The sequence below is a fragment of the Azospirillum sp. genome (genome assembly GCF_035628975.1).
Taxonomy (GTDB): domain Bacteria; phylum Pseudomonadota; class Alphaproteobacteria; order Azospirillales; family Azospirillaceae; genus Azospirillum.
This window is the reverse complement of sequence record NZ_DASPIS010000134.1, coordinates 1-23,582: the sequence shown is the minus strand read 5'-3', so window position 1 is coordinate 23,582 and position 23,582 is coordinate 1. Positions and strand designations below refer to the sequence as shown.

Annotated in this window: 27 protein-coding genes and 1 pseudogene; 13 read left to right on the top strand and 15 right to left on the bottom strand. The window is 65.4% G+C overall.

All coding sequences use genetic code 11. The annotated features are described in order from the left end of the window. The 4 genes and pseudogenes from VD964_RS27910 to VD964_RS27895 all read left to right on the top strand — a co-directional run. Window positions 1-315, top strand: a pseudogene (locus tag VD964_RS27910) (IS5/IS1182 family transposase); the annotation flags it as partial. Window positions 316-459: 144 nt separating this feature from the next. Further along, entirely contained in the window at window positions 460-714 is a 255-nt protein-coding gene (locus tag VD964_RS27905; protein ID WP_324871694.1) for a hypothetical protein, read from the top strand. Then, window positions 711-1,031, top strand: coding sequence for an AAA family ATPase (locus tag VD964_RS27900; RefSeq protein ID WP_324871693.1), 321 nt, complete (start codon window positions 711-713; stop codon window positions 1,029-1,031). Before VD964_RS27905 ends, VD964_RS27900 begins: the two co-directional genes overlap by 4 nt. Before the next feature lie 7 nt (window positions 1,032-1,038). Further along, window positions 1,039-1,320: a hypothetical protein gene (locus VD964_RS27895; RefSeq protein ID WP_324871692.1), complete on the top strand. Its 282-nt coding sequence runs from the start codon at window positions 1,039-1,041 to the stop codon at window positions 1,318-1,320. A 433-nt stretch (window positions 1,321-1,753) separates the two neighbouring features. On the opposite strand, the gene VD964_RS27890 is transcribed toward VD964_RS27895, so the two are convergent. The 11 genes from VD964_RS27890 to trbB form a co-directional block, all read right to left on the bottom strand. Beyond that, complete coding sequence (locus tag VD964_RS27890) at window positions 1,754-3,142, bottom strand: TrbI/VirB10 family protein (protein ID WP_324871691.1); 1,389 nt, start codon at window positions 3,140-3,142, stop codon at window positions 1,754-1,756. Beyond that, window positions 3,139-3,588 carry a conjugal transfer protein TrbH gene (locus VD964_RS27885; RefSeq protein ID WP_324871690.1) on the bottom strand — a complete coding sequence of 150 codons (450 nt, stop codon included), beginning with the start codon at window positions 3,586-3,588 and terminating at the stop codon, window positions 3,139-3,141. Before VD964_RS27885 ends, VD964_RS27890 begins: the two co-directional genes overlap by 4 nt. Window positions 3,589-3,591: 3 nt before the next feature. Continuing rightward, window positions 3,592-4,551 carry a P-type conjugative transfer protein TrbG gene (gene trbG / locus VD964_RS27880; RefSeq protein ID WP_324871689.1) on the bottom strand — a complete coding sequence of 320 codons (960 nt, stop codon included), beginning with the start codon at window positions 4,549-4,551 and terminating at the stop codon, window positions 3,592-3,594. Window positions 4,552-4,562: 11 nt separating this feature from the next. Then, window positions 4,563-5,261 carry a conjugal transfer protein TrbF gene (gene trbF / locus VD964_RS27875; RefSeq protein ID WP_324871688.1) on the bottom strand — a complete coding sequence of 233 codons (699 nt, stop codon included), beginning with the start codon at window positions 5,259-5,261 and terminating at the stop codon, window positions 4,563-4,565. Window positions 5,262-5,317: 56 nt separating this feature from the next. Continuing rightward, window positions 5,318-6,484, bottom strand: a complete 1,167-nt coding sequence (trbL, locus tag VD964_RS27870; RefSeq protein WP_324871687.1) for a P-type conjugative transfer protein TrbL — start codon at window positions 6,482-6,484, stop codon at window positions 5,318-5,320. Between the two features lie 301 nt (window positions 6,485-6,785). Beyond that, window positions 6,786-7,499, bottom strand: coding sequence for a type IV secretion system protein (locus VD964_RS27865; protein WP_324871686.1), 714 nt, complete (start codon window positions 7,497-7,499; stop codon window positions 6,786-6,788). An 8-nt stretch (window positions 7,500-7,507) separates the two neighbouring features. After that, window positions 7,508-8,104, bottom strand: coding sequence for a hypothetical protein (locus VD964_RS27860; RefSeq protein WP_324871685.1), 597 nt, complete (start codon window positions 8,102-8,104; stop codon window positions 7,508-7,510). Next, complete coding sequence (locus tag VD964_RS27855; RefSeq protein WP_324871684.1) at window positions 8,088-10,556, bottom strand: transporter; 2,469 nt, start codon at window positions 10,554-10,556, stop codon at window positions 8,088-8,090. Before VD964_RS27855 ends, VD964_RS27860 begins: the two co-directional genes overlap by 17 nt. A gap of 9 nt (window positions 10,557-10,565) precedes the next feature. Continuing rightward, window positions 10,566-10,865 (bottom strand): conjugal transfer protein TrbD, encoded by a 300-nt coding sequence (locus VD964_RS27850; protein WP_324871683.1) that lies wholly within the window; start codon window positions 10,863-10,865, stop codon window positions 10,566-10,568. Further along, on the bottom strand, window positions 10,862-11,227 hold the full coding sequence (locus tag VD964_RS27845) for a TrbC/VirB2 family protein (RefSeq protein ID WP_324871682.1): 366 nt from the start codon (window positions 11,225-11,227) through the stop codon (window positions 10,862-10,864). The genes VD964_RS27850 and VD964_RS27845 overlap by 4 nt, the downstream gene beginning before the upstream one ends. Before the next feature lie 7 nt (window positions 11,228-11,234). Then, window positions 11,235-12,218 (bottom strand): P-type conjugative transfer ATPase TrbB, encoded by a 984-nt coding sequence (gene trbB / locus VD964_RS27840; RefSeq protein WP_324871681.1) that lies wholly within the window; start codon window positions 12,216-12,218, stop codon window positions 11,235-11,237. A gap of 551 nt (window positions 12,219-12,769) precedes the next feature. On the opposite strand from trbB, the gene VD964_RS27835 reads away from it, so the two are divergent. Then, window positions 12,770-12,985 carry a helix-turn-helix domain-containing protein gene (locus VD964_RS27835; protein ID WP_158282422.1) on the top strand — a complete coding sequence of 72 codons (216 nt, stop codon included), beginning with the start codon at window positions 12,770-12,772 and terminating at the stop codon, window positions 12,983-12,985. Then, window positions 12,933-13,277, top strand: coding sequence for a helix-turn-helix transcriptional regulator (locus tag VD964_RS29955; protein WP_414637290.1), 345 nt, complete (start codon window positions 12,933-12,935; stop codon window positions 13,275-13,277). The genes VD964_RS27835 and VD964_RS29955 overlap by 53 nt, the downstream gene beginning before the upstream one ends. 65 nt (window positions 13,278-13,342) lie before the next feature. Here VD964_RS29955 and VD964_RS27830 read toward each other — a convergent pair whose 3' ends face one another. The 3 genes from VD964_RS27830 to VD964_RS27820 are packed head-to-tail and all read right to left on the bottom strand — an operon-like array spanning window position 13,343 to window position 14,949. Beyond that, a complete protein-coding gene (locus VD964_RS27830; protein ID WP_324871680.1) occupies window positions 13,343-13,774 on the bottom strand; it encodes a hypothetical protein in 432 nt (143 codons plus the stop codon). Window positions 13,775-13,779: 5 nt separating this feature from the next. Then, window positions 13,780-14,553, bottom strand: coding sequence for a conjugal transfer protein TraL (locus VD964_RS27825; RefSeq protein WP_324871679.1), 774 nt, complete (start codon window positions 14,551-14,553; stop codon window positions 13,780-13,782). A 15-nt stretch (window positions 14,554-14,568) separates the two neighbouring features. Beyond that, the gene (locus tag VD964_RS27820; RefSeq protein ID WP_324871678.1) at window positions 14,569-14,949 is read right to left on the bottom strand and encodes a hypothetical protein; all 381 of its coding nucleotides are present in this window, start codon (window positions 14,947-14,949) and stop codon (window positions 14,569-14,571) included. Between the two features lie 348 nt (window positions 14,950-15,297). On the opposite strand from VD964_RS27820, the gene VD964_RS27815 reads away from it, so the two are divergent. From VD964_RS27815 to VD964_RS27785, 7 genes are read left to right on the top strand one after another with little or no spacing between them, the layout of a single operon-like run. Beyond that, window positions 15,298-15,648 carry a plasmid mobilization protein gene (locus tag VD964_RS27815; RefSeq protein WP_324871677.1) on the top strand — a complete coding sequence of 117 codons (351 nt, stop codon included), beginning with the start codon at window positions 15,298-15,300 and terminating at the stop codon, window positions 15,646-15,648. After that, window positions 15,645-17,615, top strand: a complete 1,971-nt coding sequence (gene traI, locus VD964_RS27810) for a TraI/MobA(P) family conjugative relaxase (RefSeq protein ID WP_324871676.1) — start codon at window positions 15,645-15,647, stop codon at window positions 17,613-17,615. Before VD964_RS27815 ends, traI begins: the two co-directional genes overlap by 4 nt. Next, window positions 17,612-19,492, top strand: coding sequence for a type IV secretory system conjugative DNA transfer family protein (locus VD964_RS27805; RefSeq protein ID WP_324871675.1), 1,881 nt, complete (start codon window positions 17,612-17,614; stop codon window positions 19,490-19,492). Before traI ends, VD964_RS27805 begins: the two co-directional genes overlap by 4 nt. Beyond that, on the top strand, window positions 19,489-20,043 hold the full coding sequence (traF, locus tag VD964_RS27800; protein WP_324871674.1) for a conjugative transfer signal peptidase TraF: 555 nt from the start codon (window positions 19,489-19,491) through the stop codon (window positions 20,041-20,043). The genes VD964_RS27805 and traF overlap by 4 nt, the downstream gene beginning before the upstream one ends. Next, window positions 20,040-20,654 (top strand): lytic transglycosylase domain-containing protein, encoded by a 615-nt coding sequence (locus VD964_RS27795; protein ID WP_324871673.1) that lies wholly within the window; start codon window positions 20,040-20,042, stop codon window positions 20,652-20,654. Before traF ends, VD964_RS27795 begins: the two co-directional genes overlap by 4 nt. Continuing rightward, complete coding sequence (locus tag VD964_RS27790; protein ID WP_324871672.1) at window positions 20,605-20,868, top strand: conjugal transfer protein TraD; 264 nt, start codon at window positions 20,605-20,607, stop codon at window positions 20,866-20,868. Before VD964_RS27795 ends, VD964_RS27790 begins: the two co-directional genes overlap by 50 nt. Beyond that, window positions 20,855-23,125: a zincin-like metallopeptidase domain-containing protein gene (locus VD964_RS27785; RefSeq protein ID WP_324871671.1), complete on the top strand. Its 2,271-nt coding sequence runs from the start codon at window positions 20,855-20,857 to the stop codon at window positions 23,123-23,125. Before VD964_RS27790 ends, VD964_RS27785 begins: the two co-directional genes overlap by 14 nt. A gap of 234 nt (window positions 23,126-23,359) precedes the next feature. Here VD964_RS27785 and VD964_RS27780 read toward each other — a convergent pair. Further along, window positions 23,360-23,582 (bottom strand): hypothetical protein (locus VD964_RS27780; RefSeq protein WP_324871670.1); only part of this gene is annotated, 223 nt, incomplete at its 5' end.

Genomic DNA, 23,582 nt, shown 5'->3' with positions numbered 1-23,582 from the left:
CGCCATCCCAAGGCCGCGGTGGTGGCGCCACCGCGCAGCGATGCCGTGCTCAGCGACACGGCCGCGACCGCTCCCAGCCAACGCGACCGTCACATCCAGATGATTGCGCAGGCGGGTCGGATGGCGTGGCAGCGGGCCAGCAGCTATAACAAGCGCGCCGGTGTGGAGAGCCAAATGGCGCGCTGGAAGGGCGTCCTCGGCGGGGCGCTGCGCTTCCATACCGATCAGGCGCAGACCACCGAGGTCGCCATCGGCGTCGCGGTCCTCAACCGCATGCTCGACCTCGGACGCCCGAATTCCGTCCGCGTCACTTGATCACCAACGGGGCTGGGGTAATCTCTTGCCCCGCTCACCTCGCTGCAACAGGCCGATTTGGTATCGCAACGATTTTTCTTCGCTGTAGACTTCATTGCATCCTATATCCGGATCAGAATTTGGGACTTGAAGGACGTTGAGGCGATGGATCTGACGCTGGAGAACCTGGAGAAGATGACGCCCGATCAGGAGAGCCTCTTCTTGCTGCGTCTGGATGCCGACCTTGAGCAAGACGCCGGTGCTGCTGCTCGTGCTCACCTCACTGACGGCGAGCCGATCTACTACCGCAAGCCCGATACGCGGCCGGGCTGCGTCATCAAGGAATATCCGGACGGCCGAAAGGAACTGGTCGATTTCTCGACCGGGGAGGAAAGGCTGGTCGGCCGGCTGGTCGCATGAGCCAACCACAGTTATGGGTGCTTGCCGGGCCGAACGGCGCCGGTAAGTCGACCATCGCCCATCGCCACATCATCGGGCGCGTCCCATTCGTCAACGCGGACGACATCGCCCGCCAGCTCGATCCCAGCGACGTGAACAGCCCGGCCGCCCACTTGCGCGCCGGCCGGCTGGCGGTGGAGGAACGCGAGGGCAGGCTTGCCCGTCGCGAAACCTTCGCGATGGAAACCACGCTGACCGGAAAGAGCGAGCTGGCGCTGATGCGCCAGGGCGGCCGAGGCCGGTTACAAGGTCAACCTGATTTTTGTCGGGCTGGATGATGTTGCGTTGTCGGCGGCGCGCGTGCATGCCCGTGTGCGCAGAGGTGGCCACAACGTTCCAAAGGACGCGATCCTCCGCCGCTATGGCCGCAGCATGGAGGCCCTGCCGGAAGCCTTATCCATCGCCCACCGGGCGTGGGTGTTCGACAACTCCGACAGCCGGCGCCGGCTGCTGCTGAAACGGGATCAGGGCGAAGTGAAAAAGCTGTCCGCCGATCTATCGGCGTGGGCCGAGCAGGCGATCCCGCAGCATCTCAGGCAGAAGGCTCACAAGCGTGGCGACCGGTAAGAACCCGGAGTGGAAAAGGGCAGTCGAAACGCAAGAGGGCTGGAACGATCCCGGCCCTCCTATCGACGTGCGGAAGGTGTCTCATCGTGTTCTTACTAGGCTCTGCTTCAGTCAGACTGTTTAGGGTTTAAAGGGTGAAGCCCGAGGGAAGAACGCCAGCGCTCAATGGTTTTTCGCGTTTCCGAAAGCGTTCGTTCAGCTAAAGCTTCTTCGTATGTACACAAATGTTTCAGAAGGTAGGGGCTTACATTGTATTCACTCGTTGATTTTTTTCTTTCATCACTCATAATTTTCGGCCCATCTTTCTGAACGCTTCCCGTTCTTCTGCGGCGCCGAGACATTTTGGATTTATGGCGAATGGTAATATGCCATCTTTCCTGGCTTCTCCGTTCCCTGGCAACCCACCTTCCAACCAACCACGGCCTTGGTGAATTCAGCCCTGCCAGGGCGGGATGATCATGTCCTTGGTCACCATGATGTTGAAGCGGTAGCCGGGACGGATTTCCAGGGTCGGAGCGACGTTCAGGCCCTTGCGGGCATACTCGGTGCCGAGCTGGCCCATCTGCTGGCCGAGACTGCCGGCGATGATCTGCTGCGCATCATAGCCGCCGCGCGTGTCGCCGCGCTGCTGCGGCTGGGAGAGCTGGACGCCGGCCGAGAAGATCGACAGCAACAGGGCGTTGCCGAAGGTTCGGAAATAGTGGTTGTTCACCTGATCGGAGACGCCGGCATAGCCGCCCTGATCGGCGCCGGGCATACTGCCGAGATCCAGCGACGAGGCGTCGGGATAGATGATCCGGTTCCAGGCGATCAGCACCCGTTCTTGGCCCATCTCCACCCCGTTGTCGTAGCTGCCGATCAGCATGGCGTCCTTGGGGATCAGCAGGTATTGCCCGGTGGCGGTGTCGTAGACGTTCTCGCGCACCCGCGCCTTGATGATGCCGGGCAGGTCCGAGTTGATGCCGCTTTCCATGACACCAGGGATGATGGCGCCAGCCTTCACCTCATAGGGCGACAGGGCCGCCTCGCGGGTGCCGGCGAGATAGTGCGAGCCGCGCCCCGGCTGCTGATTGAGAAAGTTGCGTTTGGCATCCGGCCCGGCGCCCCGTCCCCCACGCCCTTGGCCACTGCCATAGCCGCCGGTACCGCCACCAGTCCCATCGGCCGCGCCCAGGCCGCCGCTCGTGCCTGAGCTGCCGAAGCCGTTGGCGAGCTGGGCGAGCGCTTGCGAGCCGGTGCCGACGGCGCCAGGACCGGCCGCAGCCGGCTGCTGCATCTGGCCGGGTTGGGTGCGGTTGCCGGGGACGGTGGTCGGCGCTTCCAGAGCCGCCTTGAGGGCTGCCCGGCGTTGCTCCTCGACCCGCCGCACTTCGGCGTCATACTGCTGCCATGCCCGCATCCGGGCGTCATCCTCCAGTGTCCGGCCGCCATTGGCGGCAGGGCCTCGCCCGATCGGGTCCGGTGGTGCCCCTGGCAGGGTGGCGGGGGTGATCGCAGGAGGTGCCGTCCGGGTTGCCGGGGGCGGAGCTGCCCGCCGTGCCTCGATGATCCCGGCATTCTGTGCCGCGCCGAACAGGGGCTTGGCGTCCACCGGCTCTGGCGCCGCCACCACCTCGGTGCTGCCGGCGCCGGCCGCCCGGCGCTTGGCCCGTTCGTTCATCGTGTAGGCGATGGCAATGGCAACCAAGGCAGAAATGCCAATCAGGATGTAGATCGGCACGCGGGTCAGGCGCCGGCCGCCGGTCTGCCGCAGAGTCGGGCCGGCCAGGAAGTCGGGCGAGCGGTCGGGGCCATCGGCCGGTTGCTGCGTCTGGTCGGTCATTCTGCGGCGTCCTCCCGCACGGTGAAGGGGGAGCCGGCTTGGAGGGTGCCGGCACTGTTGCGCAGCCACAGGCGCGAGGCCGTGGTGCGGTCGACCTGGAGACGGACGAGCAGCCCGGCATCGAGCGGCGTCACCAGATAGCGCAGCGGGTGGGCGCCTGGTGCTTTTTGGCCGGCGTCCGCCACCCCGAAGCCGATCCGCCGCAGCTCGCCGCGCAGGACCGGCGTCAGGCTGTCGCTGGACATCGCGCCGGCCGGCGCATCGAGCGCCAGGGTGGTGGCGGCCGCCGGCAGGCGCTCCGCCACGAAGCCGGCGATGTCGGCCACCAGCACCGGGGCATCGGCCGGCGTCACCGCCTCGACGTAGGAGGACCGTGGGCCGACACCGGCACAGCCGCCGAGCAGCAGCATCGCGCCGATCAGCGCGGCATGCAGGGGGGGCCGCATGGCTCAGTTCCTTTCGCGCAGGATCTCGACCTTGGTTTGGTCGCCGCCGACGCCGGAAATCAGCGCCGCATGGCGCAGCACCTTGTCGACCACATAGCGGTCACCGCTGGCTCGGTAGTTGACGAGCTGTTCCTTGTCGTCCGAGCCGATCGCCACCAGGGCAGGGGACTCGGCGTAGCGCATTTCGCTGGGAAACTGGATGTAGGTCTTGCGCCCGTCGGTGTAGACCCGCACCGGCCGCCAGGACGGGCTGTCGCCGCGGATGGCGAAGTTGAAGTCGAGATTGGCGGCGTTCAGACCATCGGAGAGGGTGGTGGCCTGCTGGCGCCGGTTCACCGCCGCCCGGTAGGCGTCCCATTCCTGCTGAACGTCCTCCGGATAGACGAAGGACACCAGCGGCATCCAGTCCTTGGTCCGGCTGACGAGCTGGACCACGTAAATCCGCCGGTCGGTGGCGATGGTCATGGTGGTGGTCAGCCCGCTGTCGCTCGCCTTGATGACGATGACGCTGGTCTGATTGGCACCGGTTCCGTAGGCGGTGGGCGTGGCTTTCCAGCGGGCGATGTCGCCGAGGTCGATCTGCTGCACCACCTCGCCGGGCTGGAGTTCGAGGTTGCAGACCCGCAAAGGCGCGCAGACGACGGAGGGGAGGGTGGAGCCGTAGGTGAAGGTGACGCGGCCGGCCTGCCCGCGCGCTGGGCGGTCCTTGCCGCCGCGCCATTCGCCGGAGAGAGCGACCCCGCGCTTTTCCTTGGCGTTCAGCTCGGCCTCCTTGCCCGACATCAGATTGACCGGCGGCGGGTTGCCGGTTCGGCGGGTCAGCACGGCCGGGGGATCGCCGGCCGGCGGTGTGGCGCCGGGCGCTTCCGTCTGCGCCGTCTGAATGGCTGGAACCTGCTGGGCAAGCGCCGGTCCCGCGACGGTCAAGGCCAGGGCGGCTAGGGTGAGGTTTACCTTGAGCATGGGGGCACCTGTCAGATAAGCCGCTGGGACCAGGAGTAGCTGTTCACGTAGACCCCCATCGGGTTCATGAGGATCGCCTGTTCGGTGGTCGGCGGCGCGATGCTGATCGTCACCGTGGCCTGCCAGGACACCGGCGGCTGCTTGACCGAGCCGTCCCGGTTCATCACGCTTTCCCGCCATTCGATCCGCCATGTGTCCTGGCTGATCGGCAGCACCGATTGCACCTCGACGGTCACGGTTTCGTTCTCCGCGCGCTTGAAGGGATCGTTGGCGCGGAAGTGTTCGAGGATTTGCGGGTAAGCGGCGCCGCGCTTGTTGAGCATGGCGAAGGCCTCGTCGACCAGCGCCCGCTCCGCCGCGGCATCGACATAGACGGAGCGGATGTTGCTGACCCAGCGGGCGAGCTGGGCGCGGATGACCCGCTCGTTGGGCACATAGATCTGATCGGCACGCCGCACCCCCACCGCATCGCCGAGTTTGTTGGTTTCCACGACATAGGGGACGAGACGGTTCTGGCTGCCGATCCACACCACGCCCCCGACCGCCAGGGCGGCGATGGCGAGGCTGGACAGTGCCGCGAGGCGCCATGCATTGGCGCGGGCGATGTAGGAGCCATACCGCTCGTTCCATTCCCGCCGGGCCGAGAGGTAGGGGGTTTCGGCTGGCGGTTTTGCTGGAGTTTTCGGTTTGCGCAGGGCGTGGGTCTTCATAGTCGATTGCCTATAGATCGAAGGACTCCCTCCCCCTGGCGTTCAAAACCGAACGCCTATTCGGGGCGGATCACGTTGTCGGGTTGGCCCGGCGGCTGCCCCTGCTGAGGAGCTTGCGGCGCCTGCGGTTTTTCGGTCGAGGCCCGGAGCTCGCGAGCCTTGTGGATCATGCTCTCACCCATGCGCCCGCCCATGGTGCCATGATGGCGGCCGGACAGGCGGCGGCCGACGTCCTGCACCGCCGCTTGACCGAGATTGCCGGCGGCGCGGGCGGCCATGCGGGCAGCGAAAGCGGGCGGAGGGGACGAGGACAGGCCGGAGCTGGCGAGCTGGGCACTGGCAAGCTTGGAGGCGCCACCGACCGCTATCCCGGCACCGGCTGCACCTGCTGCGACACCAGCCACGGCGCCGCCGACCGCTGCGGTAGCCCCGACCAGGGCGCCGCCACCACTGGGGGCAGTGCCGTTCACGAGGCTTTGGACCATGTCCGGCACCACCTTGGTGATCGCCAGCATGACGACGCCGGAACCGACGATGACAAAGATGTCGGAGGTGGTGTTGACGAGCCGGGCTTCCCAGCTCTGAATCAACGCTTGCCCAAGTCCGACGAGCAATTGCAGGACAAAGAGTTTGGCGCCGACCGCCACGGCGTAGACCATGATCTTGACGGCATAATCCTTGGTCCAGCGGGAGCCACCGAAACCCATTAGCAAAACACCGGCAGATATGACGATGTAGCTTTCCACCAGGGCCAAGATCAGGAAGGCAGCGACTAGCGCAAAGCAGATGAGAACGATCAGGGCAGCCAGGACATATCCAGCGCTATCCCCAGGAGAGAAAAGCGAAACTTGGTCAACAATACGAGTGGCTAATCTCAGGCCCACATCAAAGATGTTCGAAGGCGTAATCTGCTGCATACCGCCACTGGCCGCACTCGCCTGATTGGCGGCTTGCCGGAAGCTATCGACGATAGCTTGGGCATAGTCGGCCGAGTTGAGCAACAGGGTCAGGAAGAAGCCGATGAAAAGGACTTGGTTGACGACCTCTGTCACCCACTCGCCAAAGTCGGCGCCTCGCAGCACAAGACGGATAGCGGCCCAGGTGAAATCAATCGCTGCCAACAGCCAGAAGAGATTGAGAGCAGCATTCCGCAAGGTTGCCTGCCAAGCAGCCGACCTCTCCTGATACAGCGTTGTGATTTCATCAAGAGAGTTGTTGGTCACCTGTGCGAGAGCATCGCCCGCAGTCAGGATGACTGCACAGAAGGATACGATAACAAGATATTGAAAAACTGCTCTTATCCGCATCATACCCTCCCTTTTAGAATGCCTTGCCATCCCTGGTGTTTACCGTTGGGCCTGGACCAATCGGTAACCGCCCCAGTGGAGCCGGCTCAGCGGTGGCGCAGGAAACGCTCACACTGTAGCGAGTTACGATGTGTGTGATGACCGCAGATCCGGCGATTGAACTCACGAGAATGAGAATGGCGACAGACGTCTTTACTTGGAGCATTCCATTTTCCCTTTAGAAGGCTTTACCGTCCCCGGTTGGTACAGTGGCGGGAGCGGTGAAGCGGCGCAGAAGTTCGGTTTGAGCGTCAGAGCGTGTTTGCGCCGCCGCCGCTGCACTGGCGGTGACCCGGCCAGTGGTCGCCATGGTCATGGTCATGTCGCCGAGCTGGGTCGCCAGCAGCGCCAGCATTTCGTTGGTCGCCTGGAGCTGGCGCACCTCGCCGTCCGAGGCTTGCGCATCGGCCAGGATGCCTTGCGCAGCCGAGACGTTGCGCTGGACGTTGCGCACCACGCCCTGACTGTCCATCGCCGTGCGCGAGGCGTCCTGCAGTTGGCTGGACCAGCGCTGGTAATAGGGCGCCACGTCCTCGGTCGGCACCGACTGCCAGTTCGTTCCCGGCGGGAAGAGCTGGTTGAATTCCTGTTCGATGCCGCCGAGCTGGTAACCGATCCCCTGGACCCGGCTCATCACCGCGTTGAGCTGGCCCACCTGCTGGCTGAGGTTGCCGTTCAACTCACCGAAGCTGCCGCCGCCCAGCATCTGGAGCGTGCGGGCCTGGTTCTCGATCATCTGAATCTGATTGCTGATCTGCTCCATCTGGTTGGCAACCTGGGTGATCATCTGCGCGATGGCCGACACGTCGATCACCGGGATGCCTTGGGCGTGCGCCGGCAGGGTGTGGAACACCAGGGCGGACAGCAGGATGGCGGAGAGGGGCTTGCGCATCGGGGCACCTATTGCATGCGGACGCGGTGGAAAAGCCGGGAGTCGATGTAAACGTCGAAGGCTTGCGGCGACTTCGGTTGCAGCCATTGCACGGCGTCGTAGACATAGACGGTGATCCGCTCATCATCGGAGCCGCCCTGGACGGTGGTGCCCATCAGCGAGCCGACACAGGCGCGCGGCCCCGGGCGCCCGCCGTGGTCGCCGGTGATTGACGCTTCCGACTGGGCCGGCCGCGCTGTGTCCCCATCGGCCGGCAGGCCCCCAAGCGGTAAGAGTGCAAGCTGCGAGCGGCTGCCGACCCATTGGCTGGCCGGCGCCGGCTGGAGACCGGCCGGGCAGAGGTCGTAGGGGTCGACCACCTGTTGGACGTAGGAGCCGCCGCTTTCCGGCGAGCCGGCCATGTCGCAGGTCGGGAAGCTACCGCCACGGCGCAGATGCCGCCACAGCCGCTCAATCGGCGGAACGCATTCCGCAAACTGCGTCGGCCCGCCGGGGTTGCTCATACAGAGCAGGACCTGACAGCCCCAGTCATCCGCCCGAGCCGGCGCCGGCAGCAGGGCGAGGCCGACCAGCAGCGCGCCGGCCGCTTTACAGCAGGTGGTCATAGCGCACCCCTTTCTTCTGGAGCCAATGGAAGGGCCAGTCGGCGCCATGGCTGACGGCCAGCTCGCGCACCTGCACGACGCTTTCCTTGTCGGAGACGCCGACGAAGGCGAGGGCCACCGGCCCGAGGGCGAGCGAGAACAGCCGGCGGCCTTCCGGCGACAGGTAGTAGTAATCGCGCTTCTTGGCCGCGGTCTTGAGGATGCCGATCTGCACCTCGTTCAGCCCGATGGCGGTGTAGAGGTCGCGCGGCCCGGGAACCTGCGGCGTGCCGCCCTTGTCGGCCTCTTCGTTGGGCAGCAGCAGCTTGGTGGGACAAGACTCCAGCAGCACGTCGAGCAGGCCCGAGCGCACCGCGTCCGACAGGCTTTGCGTGGCGAGCACGACGGCGCAGTTGGCCTTGCGCAGCACCTTGAGCCATTCGCGGATCTTCTCGCGGAACACCGGATGCCCGAGCATGACCCAGGCCTCGTCGAGCAGCAGAAGCGCCGGCTGGCCGTGCAAGGATTTCTCGAAACGGCGGAACAGGTAGAGCAGGACCGGGATGAGGCTCTTTTCGCCCATCCCCATCAGTTCCTCGATCTCAAAAACGGTGAAGGCATCGTCCCCCAGCCCGTCGCGGGTGCTGTCGAGCAGATGGCCGAGGGGACCGCTGATCGTGTAGGGCGTCAGGGCCGAGCGCAGCTTTTCGTCCTGCACCGTCAGCAGGAAGTCAGTCAGGGAGCGTTCCTCCGGCCCCTTTTCCTGGCTCAGCAGCCGCATGGCGCGGTGGATTTCCTCCCGCTGGGCCGGGGTCGGCGGCATGCCGGTCTGCAGCTGGTAGCAGGACTCGATCCAGTCTTCCGCCCAAGCGAGATCCCCGGCAGTGTCGAGCGCGGCGAGCGGAGCGAAGGAGAGCCGGCTGGCCTCGCCGGCGATGTCGTGGTGGGCGCCGCCGCAGGCGAGCGCCAGGGCGAGCATGGAGCGGCCCTTGTCGAAAGCCACCACGGTGGCGCCGGGGTAGCGGCGGAACTGGGCCGCCACCGTGCCCAGCAGGGTGGATTTGCCGGCGCCGGTCGGGCCGAATACCAGAGTATGCCCAACGTCACCAACGTGCAGATTGAGCCGAAAAGGGGTCGATCCAGGGGCAGCCCCATACAAAAGGGGCGGTGACGCCTCCGGATAGAAGGGGCAGGGGGCGGCATCCAGCCCGGCCCACACGCTGGCGAGCGGCAGCAGATCGGCGAGGTTCAGCGTATGGATCAGCGGCCGGCGGACGTTGGGGTGGGGATGGCCGGGCAGGGTGCCCAGCCACGCCTCCACAGCGTTGATCGTCTCCAGCCGGCAGGCGAAGCCGAGGCGCTGCACCTCGCGCGACACCAGCCGGGCGCTGTCGAGTAGCCGGGCACGGTCCTCGCTCATCAGCACGATGACCGGGGTGTAGTAGCCGAAGGTCACCAGTGCCGAGCTGGCGTCGGTGATCGCCGCTTCGGCCTCGCCGGCCATCAGCAGGGCGTCCTCATTGACGACGCCGCCTTGGGTGCGGAAGACCTGGGACCAGAAGCCCCGCACCTTCTGCTTCCATTTGCGGCGGTAGCGGTGAAGGTGGGTCACCGCCTCGTGCTGGTCGAGATGGATGAAGCGCGAGGACCAGCGGTATGCCACCGGCAGATGTTCCAGAACGTCGAGGATGTTGGGGTGTGAGGCACCGGGGAAGCCTTCCAGCGAGACGCAGGCGATGTAGCGCTCGCCGACGCGCGGGGTGTCGCCGGTCCACAGCTCGCGCCCGCCAATCACCGCGTCGAGATACATCCCGTCCGGCGGAATGTTGAGCGGGCTGTCGTCGCCGGTCAGGCAGAAGTGCAGATAGTCGACCAGCTCGTCGCGCAGGTGCTCGCGGTCCTGGGCGCAGACATGGCTGTAGCTGGTCATGCGGCGCACCGTCAGCACGGTGCCGAGCGCGTCTTCCAGATCGTCCAGTGCCTTCCGGAAAGCGGCGAGCGTCTGGTCGGCCGGCGACTGTGGCGCCGCGGTCGGATCCTCATCCCACAGGTAATCCTGGATCTTGGTGTTGCGCCGCAGGGGCGGGGTGTATTGCACCACCAGGGCATAGTCGGACTCGTAGTGCGCGCCGTGGGTGGTGAACTGGCGGCGGCGCTCCGCCTCGATCAGGCGGCTGACCGGATCGGGGAACGCCGACGCCTCGGCAGACGGATAGCCGGCCGAGGGCAGGCGGGCGGCCTCGAACCAGCTCGCCCAGCCGCTTCCCAGCCGGGCGAGGGCGGCGTTGACCCGCTCCGTCACATAGTTGCGCTCATCGGCGGTCGAGGAGGCAGTGTCCGGCCCCCGGTAGTAGAAGCCGGCGAGCAGGGCGCCGCTCTTGCCGAGAACGATCCCGTCATCGACCAGAGCAGCCCAGTCGAGCAGATCGGGCACGCCCCTGGCCTTGTCGCGATAGGTCTTGAGAGCCAGCATGCCGCCTCCTTATCGGTCGCGGGAGGGCCGCGACCGGGCCGGGTAGTAGGCTTGGTATTGGAGATGGCGGGTGTAGACATGGCTGAGGCGGGGATCGGCTTTGGCCATCGTCCGCAGGAAGCCGATCAGGCCGAACCAGACGCTGAGACCGACCGCCGTGGCGATCCAGTTCTGCGCCGTCAGGATCAGGCCGCCGGCAACGAGCGCGGTGAACATCACCAACTCGCGCTCGCCGCCCATCAGCAGGTTGGCGCGGTGCAGCGCCCGGCGGAACTCCGTCCGCCGTAGGCCGCTGACCCCGCCGCTCACGCCAGCACCACTCCGGCGCCGGCCGCGGCGATCACCGCGCCGACACCGAAAAGCTGGGTCAGGATGTTGGTGGCGAAGACCAGCAGGGCGACCACCAGCACCAGCATGACGAAGCGGCGGGCGAACTCGTTGATTTCACCGCCCCAAATCAGCATGGCGCCGCAGACGACGATGCCGAGCAGCGAAATGGCGAAGGCGACCGGCCCGGTCAGCGAGTTGACGAAGGTCTGGAGCGGCGCTTCCCAGGGAAGCCCGCCGCCGCCACCGCCGGCAGCGAGCGCCGGCTTGGGAGCGGCGGCCAGCACCGTGAGGGCAGCCGTCAGGGTGGCGGCTGCGACGCCGCGTAAGAGAGGAGTGCGCATGGGGGCTTTATCCGAGTTGTGACAGGACGTAATTGCTGCCGTCAAACCCATCGACGGCGAGAACGGCGGCGATGCGCCGGCCGGGGATGGAGGGGGTCTTTTCGATGTTGACCACCAGGTTGACCGCCTCGGCGATCAACGTGTGCATCGGCGTCGGGGTGGCTTCGGCAATCAGGCTTTCCAGGCGGACCAGGCCGGCGGTGCCGGCGCTGTCGCTGGTGTTGGAGTGGACGGTGGCGACACCGCCGGGGTGGCCGGTGTTCCAGGCCTTCAGCAGCGCCAGGGCCTCGGGGCCTCGGGTTTCGCCCACCAGAATGCGGTCGGGTCGTAGGCGCATGGTGGCCTTGAGAAGGCGCAGCATGCTGACATGCTCGGTGGCGCGCAGCGGCACCGCGTTGGGCGCGCTGCATTGAAGCTCCACCGTATCCTCAATGATGATCAGCCGGTGATGCGGGGTGGCGCGCTCGATTTCCTTGATGAGGGCGTTCGTCAATGTCGTTTTGCCGGTGCCGGTGCCGCCGACCACCAGGATGTTGCGGCGGGCGGCCACAGCCTCCACCAGCACCGCCCTCTGGCGCTCAGTCATGATGCCGCGTTCGACATACTCCTCCAGCGTGAAGACGCGCGACGCCTTGCGGCGGATGGCGAAGGTGGGAGCGGCAGCGACAGGTGGAATTAGGGCCTCGAATCGGGAGCCGTCGAAGGGCAACTCGCACTCAAGGATCGGGCTCTCGCGGGTGATGGTGGTGCGCAGAGCCGCCGCCACCGTGGTCATCAGGGACTCCGCCTGACTGGCCGACATGGTGCCGACCGGCATCATCTCCTGCCCCAGGCGCTCGACCCACAGCCGGCCGTCCGGGTTCAACGCGATTTCCACGACATCCGGTTCGGCCAGAAAACCGCACACCAGAGGGCCAAGCTCGCGGCGTAGCTTCTCCTGCACGCGCCGGTCGTGTTCCTGTTGGAACGAGGCGGCAGTGGTCACGCTCATTGGCACCTCATGGTGTCGCTGCTTCGTTCTCTCCTGCGGCAGCCACTATAGCCCCGACATAATCAGCTAAGAACGGCTAAAAGGGCATAGGAAGGCCCATCAATGGTCGTGGTAAGGTTGTACCGTCAAAAGGACAGGACCACCACAGAGGAGTCCGCACACGCCTTGTTTCACAAAATGAGCGCATATTCGGGTATGCCGTTTGAGCATATGGTTTTAAGCGCAAGCGGCTTGAATTCTAAAATTGCCCCAGTACTGTGGAAGCGAGAACACGGCAGTGCAGCTAATAGGACAGGGAGTGGGACGTGGCGTTCCTAACAAACAGGTCGCAATACTGGGATTTTGTGCAGTTATGCGTCCTACAACGTTCATCGAAAGTTTGAATGAACGAGCTTCTCAAGCCGGTTGTGGTACAAAACTACCTGCTCAGCCAGCTTATTGTGATGCTCACCGTGACAGAATAGTAGGCGCGGGCAAAAGACTTGACCGGACCAGAAGAAAAGCCAGAGCCAACTCCTCCCAAACGTCGGATGTCCCACAAAGACAAACCGGTGGAGCTGTTGATCTTTGCTCATAATTTTAAACAGGCCCGCCTCGCTGCAGGACTGACACAAACCGACATTACCAAAAGGATCGGCATTTCCCAGGCTTATGTTTCGGAAGTGGAGCGTGCGGTTGTTGACCCGAGCTTGACCCATATGGCTTTGCTGGCACGTGTGGTGGGCAGACCTCTGCACGAGCTTCTCAAGCCCTCACCAACGAAGTGACGGTCGTCAAGCTGTGACGGAAGAAGGCAAAAAATCCCGCGCGCCACGCAAAACTCATAAGCAGCGCGTCACTGAAGAGACTGCGCCGCCAGAGCTCCTAACATTCGCTAGAAATTTCAAGAAGGCCCGCCTGGAAGCAGGTCTTTCTCAGTACGATATCATGAGGTTGACAGGCATAAGCCAGACCTACCTCAGCTTTCTCGAAAGATCACTGCACTCGCCAAGTCTGAGCTACATGTCTTTGCTGGCGCGGGTCGTTGGAAAGCCATTGCACGAGCTGCTAGAACCATAATTCATTATGCCCTGGCGTTGGACCGATCGGTGAGCGTCGGGTGAAACAATCGGAGACAGACAGCGCTACAAGGCGATGGCTCCCACCAGCAGGCCGAAGAGACAACACACGGCCCCCACAGCGACCAGGGCGGCGTAGAGAGCCGTCCGGCGGGCCAGGACCGCCTGCTCGGCAGCTTCCCGTGCTGCCTGCACCTGCCGGTCGAGAGAGGCGAGAAGCTGCGCCTGAACGGCCTTTCCGGCTTCCTCAACCTGCCCGGCCACGTAGCCTCCAGTCTCGGTGACCAGCTTGCCGGCCAGCTCGCGGGCCGCGGCGATCTGCTGGGCCGACCCCGCAGCCGTCCGGTCCTCTGCCTGTTCCAGCGTGGCAGTCAGTCGCTCGACATAGTGGGCGAGTACCAGCTCATTGAGGGTGAGCGTGACGAGGATCGGGTCAGAGGGGCCGAGCAGCACGTTGTGCCGCTTGGCAACCTCCCCGATCAGGCGTTGGACGTCCATGGCGGTCAGACGACAAGAGCGATCTGATTGAAGATATCACGTTTCATCATCGTCAGACGTTGCTTTGCCATAAGACCGAAGTCCGGGCTGCTAACCGCCTCATCAAATGTGAGTTTGCGATCCAGCATCATCTCCATGTCCTTACCAAAGGTTTCGCTGGTATAGCGTTTGATCTGCACCAGCCCTTTTACCCGATGCTTGTTGATCTGGTATGTCTTCATTTCTTCGAAGCTCTTTCCGCCGGCGACGATGTCGCCGAAATACTCGTTGAGCCACACCACCATGTGGGCGCTTTCGGGAAGCTGGCTGGCGAGCTGATCAAAGCCGGTAAGAGTGTCCATGATGGCCTGACCGCCGGTGACGACGGTATGGACGACGAGCTGTCTTCTTGAAGCGGCCAGGAGGTCGGCAACGCCGTTCTCGAGCATATAGCTGGTGAGGGGCAAAAAGGAGGCGGCACCATTGTCGACCACGACGCTGGCGTCCTCTGACACCAGCAACTCGATCATGGTGTCGAAGTTACGGGTGTTGATCTGATTGCCCTGCAAGAGGTCGAGGCGGCGGGCGTTGAGCGCGGTATAGCCCGACAGGGTGTCGTTGACGGGATCGGTGTCGATGCAGGTGACGGGCCGGTTCTGGGTGATGAGGTGTTGTGCCAGGAAGGAAGAGATCATGGATTTTCCGACACCCCCTTTTCCCTGGAGTGTCATGTGAATTTGGGAAGGCAATTCGGGTAATGCTGCGGCCTCATCAGTGGCCTGTTTGACCTTCGTCGTCATTGGTGGCTCCTTAAATCAGATCCTCGGGTTTTTCGCGCGAGGGTTGTATTTAAACTGACGGATCATGGGAGCGGCGTTGGGATCGGAAGGCTTGGCAGAGGGCGGTCGCGGCGTAGGGGACGCGGGTAAGTCGGCTTTATTGGGAGGAGCGGTCACGTCCCTGTCGTTCTTTCGTCGCCGGCTTTCTGCAGTGTCCACTTCAGTGATGTAGCGTTGCACATAGCGGGCGAAGCTTGAGTAGCTGACGCCCAGACTGGCGGCGTAACGCTGATGGATCACCGTCAGCGGGTAACCCTGGGTCACGTCCTTGCGAACGGTTTCAAGGATGGTCAGGAAGGCGATTCGGCCGGCGCCCCAGTGGCGCGCAGGGCCGGCACTGTCCGGCTTGTCCATCATCGGCTCTCTCAGCAGCTACCGGACCCCGAGTCTCGCAAAGTTTCGCAGAGTTTCGCAAACTCTCCGACGGTATAGACTGGGAAACTCTGCGAACCATTGCGAAGGTTTTAGAGGCTCTGCAAATTTTTGCGATTGTGACTCAGGTGGGATAGGCCTTTGCAGAGTCTTGCAGACTATTGCGGAGTTTCGCAGAGTTTTGGCTGGCAAGATGTGTGTTGTTGGCCAACACGGCGAAGCCGTGTCGTCCCCCACCACCCGCGCTTACTCGCCCAGTGGGCTCGACGCTGCTCTTGCTCTGCGAGGCATACGGCGGCTGCCGCCACTTTGAACGCCAGGGAGGAAACCACCATGCCAAGACCGAAGTGTGAAGAGACGAGGGAGCGGAACCGCCCGTTGCGGGTGGTGGTATCGCCTCGGGAACGAGCACAGATCGAGACCCAGGCGAAGGTGACTGGCCTGTCGGTGTCGGCCTACCTGCGCAGTGTCGGGCTGGGGTATCAGCCGCGCAGCGTGGTGGACCTCGATGCAGTGGAGCGGCTGATAAATGTGAACGCCGACCTGGGACGTCTCGGCGGCCTCCTAAAGTTGTGGCTGACCGACACGCCGGGGCGGGGGGCAGCGGTTGCCGACGTGCGCGAGCTGCTGGGACACATCAAGGACACCCAGGACGAGCTTCGCCATGCGGTGACGCGATTATGATCGCCAAGCGGGTTAAGCGGACGGCGGCGACCTCCGATTTCGCAAGATTGGGTCGTTATATTCTGGTCGCTAAGACCGAGGCGGCGGCGCAGTTATGGACGCGGACGGTAGACTACATTCTGGACGCCAAAGGCGGCGGGGAAAAGCTGGCGTGGTCACGCATCACCAACTGCACCAGTGACGAACCAGGGTGGGCGATCCGCGAGATCCTGGTGACACAGGAGCGCAACAAGCGGGCGAAGGGCGACAAGACCTATCACCTGGTCGTGAGCTTCCCCGAGGGGGAGGCGCCAACCAAGGCCCAGTTGGAGGACATCGAGGACACGCTGTGCGCCGGCATCGGCTATGCCGAGCATCAGCGGATCAGTGCCGCCCACACCAACACCAAGCACTTCCACCTCCACGTCGCGATCAATCGGGTGCATCCCCGTACCCTGCACTGCATTGAGCCATTTTACGATTACAAGGAGCTGTTCCGGCTGAGCCGGGCGCTGGAGCAGAAGCACGGGCTTCAGCTCCACCCGATGGATGGCCCGACGCTGCCCGGCCGACCGGCCGATCTGGAGGCGCACGACGGCGAGATATCGTTCCTGCGGTGGCTGAAGGAGACGGCAGGCGCCGAGCTGGTGGAGCGGGCGGGTAGGGCGGCGAACTGGGGCGAGCTGCACGCGGTGCTGGAGCGCCATGGGCTGGCGATCCGGCCCAAGGGCGCCGGGCTGGCCATCGTACAGGAGGCGACGGGGCTCGGTGTGAAGGCGAGCAGTGTCGACCGCAGTCTGTCCGCCAAATCGCTGACGAAGAGACTGGGAGCTTATGAGCCATCCCAGGCGCAGAGCCAGCGCCGGCCGAGCGTGGCGGCCAGTGACGGTGCCCAGGATGACACTCCCGCACAGCCAGGGCACGGCTACCAGAGAGTGCCTCTGCACCGGCACAGTAATAGCGAGGGGCTGTACCGAGAGTACCAGGCACAGCGGGAGGCGCTGCTCAAGGCACGGGCCGCCCAACGGGCAGCACTGCGGCAGGCCCAGGCGGAACACGCCAAGGAGCTGGCGGCGTGGTATGCGGCACGGCGGGCGGAGATCAAGCGCAGCCCGGTGCTGACGGCGGCCGAGCGCCGGCATGCCTACGCGATGCTGGCGCATCAGCGCCGGGCCGATGCGGCTGCGTGGCGGCAGGAGCGAAGCCGACAGCGCCAGGGTGCGGCAGAGCTGGGTTTGCCGACATGGCAGGCATTCCTGACGGCAGAAGCCAGCCGGGGCAACGAGATGGCGGTGGCGGTGTTGCGCAGCCGATCCCGCCGGCAGCGCCGCATGGCGGAGACCCTGCTGACCGCTGCCGACGCCGATGTGGCCCGGCACATCGTCTATGAACGGCTGCGCCCGAAGGCCGGTAGGGACGGCGCGCTGGTCTACCGGGTCGAGGATGGTGGGGTGGTCAGCGATGAGGCAACCCAGGTGCGGGTGACCGAGGTCACCGCCGGGGCGGCCTTCCTTGCCCTGTCGCTGGCCGACGATCGCTTCCGCGGCCAGGCCCTGGTGGTCGAGGGGACCCAGGCGTTCCGGACTCAGGTGGCGCAGCTCGCTGCCATGAAGGGGCTGGAGGTGCGCTTTGCCGATCCCGAGCTCGAGCGGGAGCGCGCTCGAATGGCTCAGCCTATGACCCAGGCCGAAGGATCTACATCCGTTACCGACTTCATCTCCCGCCGGAACAATAGGAGGGAGAGTGTAACGTCTATAGACTATACGCGACTTTGGACGGCGAGTGACGCCGGCCCGGTGGTCTACCAAGGCCGCCGTAGGTTGCAAGACGGCGCCGAGGTGGTGCTGCTGCATCGAGGCGGTGAGACGCTGGTCCAACCGGTCACCCCTGCCCAGGCCGCCAAGGCGAGCACATGGCGGGTCGGGCAGACGGTCGAGCTGGACAACCGGGGCCGCCTCCTGTCCCCATCGAGAGGGCGCAAGCGATGACGACGGCCGGTCCCTTAAGTCCGACCCTCCAGCCCAAGCGTAAGCGGTCACGGGCGCGGCTGTTGGGGCCGCTGCTGCTGGCTGGGACGGCGGTCGGGCTGTCGAGCGTTTGCACCCAGTATGTGGCGCAGAGTCTCGGCTACCACCCGGCGCTGGGGGAGCCGTTGATTGGGGTGGTCTATCCGCCGTGGGCGTGGTTCCGCTGGCAGATGGACTGGTACTGGAACGCCAAGGAGGTGTTCGACACAGCCAATCTCGGCTTTCTCGGCGGGCTCGGCGCCAGCATCCTGACCACGGTGCTGGGCATTGGTTTCGCGACGCGCAGCGCCACCCGGCATGAGGGCGTACATGGCACCGCTCATTGGGCGGGCCGGAGCGAGGTGGAGCGCAGCGGGCTGCTGCCGGCGGCGGACAAGCCGGGTGCCGGCGTCTATGTCGGCGGCTGGACCGATCCGGCAACCGGCCGGCTGCATTACCTGCGGCACAACGGGCCGGAGCACATCGCCGCCATCGCGCCGCCGCGAAGCGGCAAGGGCGTCGGGCTGGTGGTCCCCACCCTGCTGTCCTGGCCGCACAGCGTCGTGGCCCACGACATGAAGGGCGAGCTGTGGGCGATGTCGGCGGGTTGGCGCAAGGCGCAGGGCCATGTGGTGATGAAGTTCGACCCGGCGGCCGCCGAGGGCAGCGTTGCTTTCAACCCGCTGGCGGAAATCCGCTTCGGCACGCTCTACGAGGTGGGCGACGTGCAGAACGTCGTCACCATAATGGTTGACCCCCAGGGCACCGGGCAATTGGACCACTGGGCGGCATCGGCGCACGCGCTGCTGACCGGGGTCATCATCCATCTCAGCTACAAGGAAGCCAAGGACGGACGGGCCGTCACCCTGCCGGCGGTGGCACAGGCCCTGTCCGATCCCGAGCGGCCGGTGATCGAGCTGTACGAGGAGATGCTGGAGAACCGGCATCTGTGGAAGGCAGAGACCGGCGAGGCGGTGGCTCATCCGGTGGTGGCGGCGGCGGCCCGGGACATGCTGAACACCGAGGACGAGGAACGCGCCTCGATCCTCTCCACCGCACGGCGTTTCTTGAGTCTCTACCGCGATCCGCTGGTGGAGCAGAACACCGGGCGCAGTGATTTCATGGTCGGCGACCTGATGGACCATGAGCGGCCGGTGTCGCTCTACCTGGTTGTCCGCCCCGCCGACAAGGACCGGCTGAAACCGCTGATGCGGCTGGTCATCAACCAGATCGTCAGGGTGCTGGTGCGCGACGAAATGACCTTCGTCGACGGCCAGGAGCAGGCGCTTCATAAGCACCGTTTGCTGCTGCTGCTGGACGAGTTCGCCAGCTTCGGCAAGCTGGAGGTCTTCCAGGAGGCGCTGTCCTTCATTACCGGCTACGGCATCAAGGCCTATGTGATCGTTCAGGACGTGGCGCAGCTGTGGAGCCTCTACGGCAAGGACGAGAGCATTCTGTCCAGTTGCCATGTCCGGGTGGCCTACGCGCCGAACAAGGTCGAGACGGCCGAGTGGCTGTCGAAGATGACCGGCACCACGACGATCGTCAAAGAAGACATCTCCACCAGCGGATCGCGCTTCGGCGCCGTCCTGCAGAACGTGACACGCTCCTATCACGAGGTGAGCCGGCCGCTGCTGACGCCCGACGAGGTGATGCGGCTGAAAGCCCCGGTGAAGGACGAGGCCGGCCGGATCAGCGAGCCGGGCGACGTGCTGGTGTTCACCGCCGGCCATGCCCCGGTCTATGGCACGCAGAGTCTCTATTTTCGCGATCCGGTCTTTGCCGACCGGGCCAAGATCCCAGCTCCACCAACCGATCGTCTGCGCGGCCCGGTGCCGGGCAAGGCGTTCGTGCTGTGAGCCGGCCCAATCGTGGACGGCGCTTTGCCGTGGGGGTGTGGTGCGCCGCGATCCTGACCACGGTGGCGACCACCGCCGCCGGCATGGCCGGTTGGCGGATCAACGCCACGCCATCCCTGCCGGTCGGGCTGTGGCGGGTCGATGCGGCCGGCGCCGTGACACCGGGTGTCATAGCCGAGCTGTGCCCGCCCGACAGCGAACCGTTCCGGCTGGCGCGCGAGCGCGGCTATGTGCCGGCGGGGGCCTGCCCCGGCGGCTACCAACCGCTGTTCAAGCCCATCGTCGCCCAGGCCGGTGACGAGGTGGAGTTGACGGCCGAGGGGGTGCGGGTGAACGGCCTGCTTCTGGTGAACAGCCGACCGCTTGCCGCGGACGGCGCCGGCCGGCTGATGCCGGTGCTGGCGCCCGGCCGCTACCGGGTCGAGACCGGCACGGTGTGGGTGGTGTCCTCCCATCACCCCGCGTCCTTCGACAGCCGCTATTTCGGGGCGCTGCCGCTGGAGAGCATCCAGGGCACCGCGCGTCCCATCCTGGTGCAGGGGGCGTCATGATCGACCTCATCCTTGCCTGTGCGCCGGACGTGGCGCCGCAAACGGTGCAAGAGATCATCCGGGTGGAGAGCGGGGGGAATCCCCTGGCGATCAACATCAACGGTGCCACGCTGGCGCGGCCGGCCATCGACGTGGCCGACGCGGTGACGCTGGCCAACTCGGCAATGGCTGCCGGCTATACGGTGGACCTCGGGCTCATGCAAGTGAACTCGGCGAACCTGTCGAAGCTTGGCTACACGGTCGAGCAGATGTTCGACGCCTGCACCAATCTGAAAGCCGGGGCGGCGATCCTGACCACCAACTATGGACGGGCGGTCGAGCGCCATGGCCCCGGCCAGGAGGCGTTGAAGGCCGCGCTCAGCGCCTACAACACCGGCAGTTTCGAGCGTGGGTTCCGCAACGGCTATGTCGCCCGCTACTACGGCGCGGGCGTGACCTTTGCAGCCGGCGCTGCTTCGGGTGACGCGGCTCCTTCCCGCCAACCCCTCCCCCAGCCAGCGCCCGAGGCGGCGCCGGCCGATCCCTATCATGCTGAAACCACGGCTTACCGGAGGACGATCAATGTCCAACAACAGCCTTCCGACCGGGGCTCTGCCCCCGGCGGCCAATGACGCCGAACAGGCGCCGACCCGCATCCAGCAGGACGCGATCCTCTCCACCAGCCTGTCGGACTTCGGCACGCCAGGGGTGGTGGTCGAGGTCGATCCCGACGAGGCGGAGGCGCTGGGCGCGTTCGAGGAAACCGCGCTGACCGAGGCCGAGGCTTGGGAGTCGAACGCCGACTTAGGCGACGCGCTGGAGGGCCACAGCCATGGCGTCGCGTGAGTTCGTCCAGACCGTCGCCGACACCATCATCGAACAGCTCAAGGAGGGAACGGCGCCCTGGATCAAGCCGTGGAAGCCGGGCGAGCGGCATCTGCCCTACAACCCGACCACCGGCAACGACTATCGCGGCGCCAACACCCTGTGGCTGATGGCGGTGGGGCAGGCTAGGGGCTACGGCGATCCACGGTGGATGACCTACACCCAAGCCCAGGACACGGGCGCCCAGGTGCGCAAGGGGGAGACGGGCACCCGCGTCCAGTATTGGAAATGGCAGGGCCTGGAGCCGGTGCTGGGGCAGGACGGCAAGCCGGTGACCGGCGAGGACGGCCAGCCGCTCAAGCAGATGGTGCGCTACGAGCGACCCCGCGTTCTCTCCGCCGTGGTGTTCAACGCGGCGCAGATCGACGGCCTGCCGGCGGCCGAGGCGAAGCCGGCGCTGCCGGAGTGGCAGCGGCACGAGCAGGCGGAGCGGCTGCTGTCGGCGGGCGATCCCAAGATCCTCCATGAAGGCGGCAACCGCGCCTTCTACAGCCCGGTATGGGATCACATCGTGCTGCCGGAGCGGGCGCAGTTTCCGAGCGCCGATAGCTTCTATGCGACGGCATTGCACGAGAAGGGGCATTGGACCGGACACAGCTCCCGCCTGAACCGCGACCTGTCGCACCCGTTCGGCTCGGCGGGATACGCCAGGGAGGAACTGCGGGCGGAAATCGCCTCGATGGTGCTGGGGCAGCAGCTCGAAATCGGCCACGACCCCGGCCAGCATGTCGCCTACATCGGCTCGTGGATCGAAGCCCTGCAGGAGGACCCGCGTGAGATTTTCCGCGCGGCGGCCGACGCCGAGAAGATCGTGAAGCACCTCAACGGGCTGGGGCAGCAGCTCAGCCAGGATCAGAGCCAGGACCAGGGCCGCGACCAAACCCCGGTGCCGGCGCAGGGTCAGGACGAAGGGGTGCAGGTCAAGATGCCGGTGCTCATCACAGAGACGCAGGCCGTGGCGATGCAGACGGCCGACGAGCGGGTTTATCTGGCGGTGCCCTATGCGGAGAAGGACGAGGCGAAGGGGTTGGGCGCACGGTGGGACCGCGAGCAGAAAACTTGGTATGCGCCGCCCGGTGTCGATCTGGCGCCGCTGGAGAAATGGCGGCCGGGGCATACCGATCTGCATGTGGACGCCGGCCGCGACCCCCGCGCCGAGTTCGCCGCCGCCTTGCGGGAGGCGGGCTTGCGCCTGGACGGACCGCCGGAGATGGACGGGCAGATGAGGCGCGTAAAGGTGGAGGGCGACAAGCCGGGCGAGCGCAGCGGCGCCTATGTCGGCCACACCGATGGGCATCCGGCCGGCTACATCAAGAACCACAAGACGGGGCTGGAGCGGAATTGGAAGGCACCGGGCCGGGTGCAGGCCGCCACTGCGGTGGACCGCGCCCGGCTGACGGCAGAGGCGGCCCAGCGCCGGCAGACCCGCGCGCAGGAGCGCGAGCTGGTGCAGGAGCGGGCGGCCGACGCCGCCGAGGCACGGCTTGCCCAGGCCGAACCGGCGACTGACGATCATCCCTATCTGCGGTCCAAAGATGTGCCGTCCTACGGGTTGCGCCAGGACCGTGAGGGGAACCTGCTGGTGCCAATCCGGGACATGGACGGCAAGGTGATGTCGGTGCAGGCGATCACCGCCGAGGGGCGCAAGAGCTTCCAGAAGGAAGCCCGTGCCCAGGGCGGGCATTTCCTGATCGGGGACGCGGCGGCCTCGCCATCCGTGCTGGTGGCGGAGGGCTACGCCACTGCGGCGACGCTGCACCGGGAAACCGGGCTGGCGGTGGCGGTGGCGTTCAACGCCAACAACCTTGGGCAGGTGGCCGAGGCGTTGCGCCAGCGGTATCCGGACAAGCCGCTGGTGATTGCCGGCGACAACGATCACGTCAAGGAACGCCAGGGAAAGCCGAACGTTGGACGTGAGAAAGCCGAGGACGCGGCGGCCAGGGTCGGCGGGACGGTGTTGCTGCCGGCGTTTCGGCCGGATGACCGGTGCACCGACTGGAACGATTTGGCGTGCTCGCAGGGGCAAGCGGTGCTGTTCGAGCAGGTGTCGGCCGGGCTGGCGCGGGGCGAGCGGCAGCGTATGGCGGCCGAGCTGGCGCAGGCGCGCAAGCCTCAGACGCAGGGGCAGGAGCGGAGTCAGCGCCAGGACGAAGGCCGGCGTCTGACCCAGGGCGAGCCGGAGACCCAACTCCGCAAAGCACGCGGTATCGGACGGTAACCGCGCCCTGCTGAATGCTGTGGTAGGCGTCCAGAGGCGGCCAGGTCTGTCCCGCCTCATGGCACTGCCGGATAAAATGGGCTTTTCAATTGAGGTCAGGACCGCTCAGGTGCCCTGGCCTCCTCCTCTTTCAAGATTAAACGGTCAAATGACCATTTGGACAAAGGATCAATAGATAAGGTTAGGCTTCGCGACAAACTCCGGCTTCAATGCACGCCGCCAACACAATGTCCGTTAGTGGCTGATGAAGCTCTTCAGGAAAGGTAACGGTTGGGCTCCACTGCCCATCGATGTCCCGATGAAGAGGGGAAGTGACTCAGGGCTGTTCAGCGCTCCGACTGGTCGGGTGAGTCGGATTTGCCACGCCTGACGCCGCTGTGATGCGAGGCTAGATTTTCCGGATTCGCGCGGGCCGCTTTGCGTGATTCTTTCCTCGGCAGCCCAGCCAACCGGGATT

Bases quoted from the DNA above. Each gene is read 5' to 3' on its own strand.
- VD964_RS27820 (WP_324871678.1), bottom strand. From the start codon at position 14,949: ATGATGGACAAGCCGGACAGTGCCGGCCCTGCGCGCCACTGGGGCGCC.
- VD964_RS27900 (WP_324871693.1), top strand. From the start codon at position 711: ATGAGCCAACCACAGTTATGGGTGCTTGCCGGGCCGAACGGCGCCGGT.
- VD964_RS27890 (WP_324871691.1), bottom strand. From the start codon at position 3,142: ATGACCGACCAGACGCAGCAACCGGCCGATGGCCCCGACCGCTCGCCC.
- VD964_RS27845 (WP_324871682.1), bottom strand. From the start codon at position 11,227: ATGCGCACTCCTCTCTTACGCGGCGTCGCAGCCGCCACCCTGACGGCT.
- VD964_RS27905 (WP_324871694.1), top strand. From the start codon at position 460: ATGGATCTGACGCTGGAGAACCTGGAGAAGATGACGCCCGATCAGGAG.
- trbF (WP_324871688.1), bottom strand. From the start codon at position 5,261: ATGAAGACCCACGCCCTGCGCAAACCGAAAACTCCAGCAAAACCGCCA.
- VD964_RS27815 (WP_324871677.1), top strand. From the start codon at position 15,298: ATGCCAAGACCGAAGTGTGAAGAGACGAGGGAGCGGAACCGCCCGTTG.
- VD964_RS27825 (WP_324871679.1), bottom strand. From the start codon at position 14,553: ATGACGACGAAGGTCAAACAGGCCACTGATGAGGCCGCAGCATTACCC.
- VD964_RS27860 (WP_324871685.1), bottom strand. From the start codon at position 8,104: ATGACCACCTGCTGTAAAGCGGCCGGCGCGCTGCTGGTCGGCCTCGCC.
- VD964_RS27885 (WP_324871690.1), bottom strand. From the start codon at position 3,588: ATGCGGCCCCCCCTGCATGCCGCGCTGATCGGCGCGATGCTGCTGCTC.
- trbG (WP_324871689.1), bottom strand. From the start codon at position 4,551: ATGCTCAAGGTAAACCTCACCCTAGCCGCCCTGGCCTTGACCGTCGCG.
- VD964_RS27790 (WP_324871672.1), top strand. From the start codon at position 20,605: ATGTCCAACAACAGCCTTCCGACCGGGGCTCTGCCCCCGGCGGCCAAT.
- VD964_RS27830 (WP_324871680.1), bottom strand. From the start codon at position 13,774: ATGGACGTCCAACGCCTGATCGGGGAGGTTGCCAAGCGGCACAACGTG.
- VD964_RS27865 (WP_324871686.1), bottom strand. From the start codon at position 7,499: ATGCGCAAGCCCCTCTCCGCCATCCTGCTGTCCGCCCTGGTGTTCCAC.
- VD964_RS27785 (WP_324871671.1), top strand. From the start codon at position 20,855: ATGGCGTCGCGTGAGTTCGTCCAGACCGTCGCCGACACCATCATCGAA.
- trbB (WP_324871681.1), bottom strand. From the start codon at position 12,218: ATGAGCGTGACCACTGCCGCCTCGTTCCAACAGGAACACGACCGGCGC.
- VD964_RS27805 (WP_324871675.1), top strand. From the start codon at position 17,612: ATGACGACGGCCGGTCCCTTAAGTCCGACCCTCCAGCCCAAGCGTAAG.
- VD964_RS27855 (WP_324871684.1), bottom strand. From the start codon at position 10,556: ATGCTGGCTCTCAAGACCTATCGCGACAAGGCCAGGGGCGTGCCCGAT.
- traI (WP_324871676.1), top strand. From the start codon at position 15,645: ATGATCGCCAAGCGGGTTAAGCGGACGGCGGCGACCTCCGATTTCGCA.
- VD964_RS27795 (WP_324871673.1), top strand. From the start codon at position 20,040: ATGATCGACCTCATCCTTGCCTGTGCGCCGGACGTGGCGCCGCAAACG.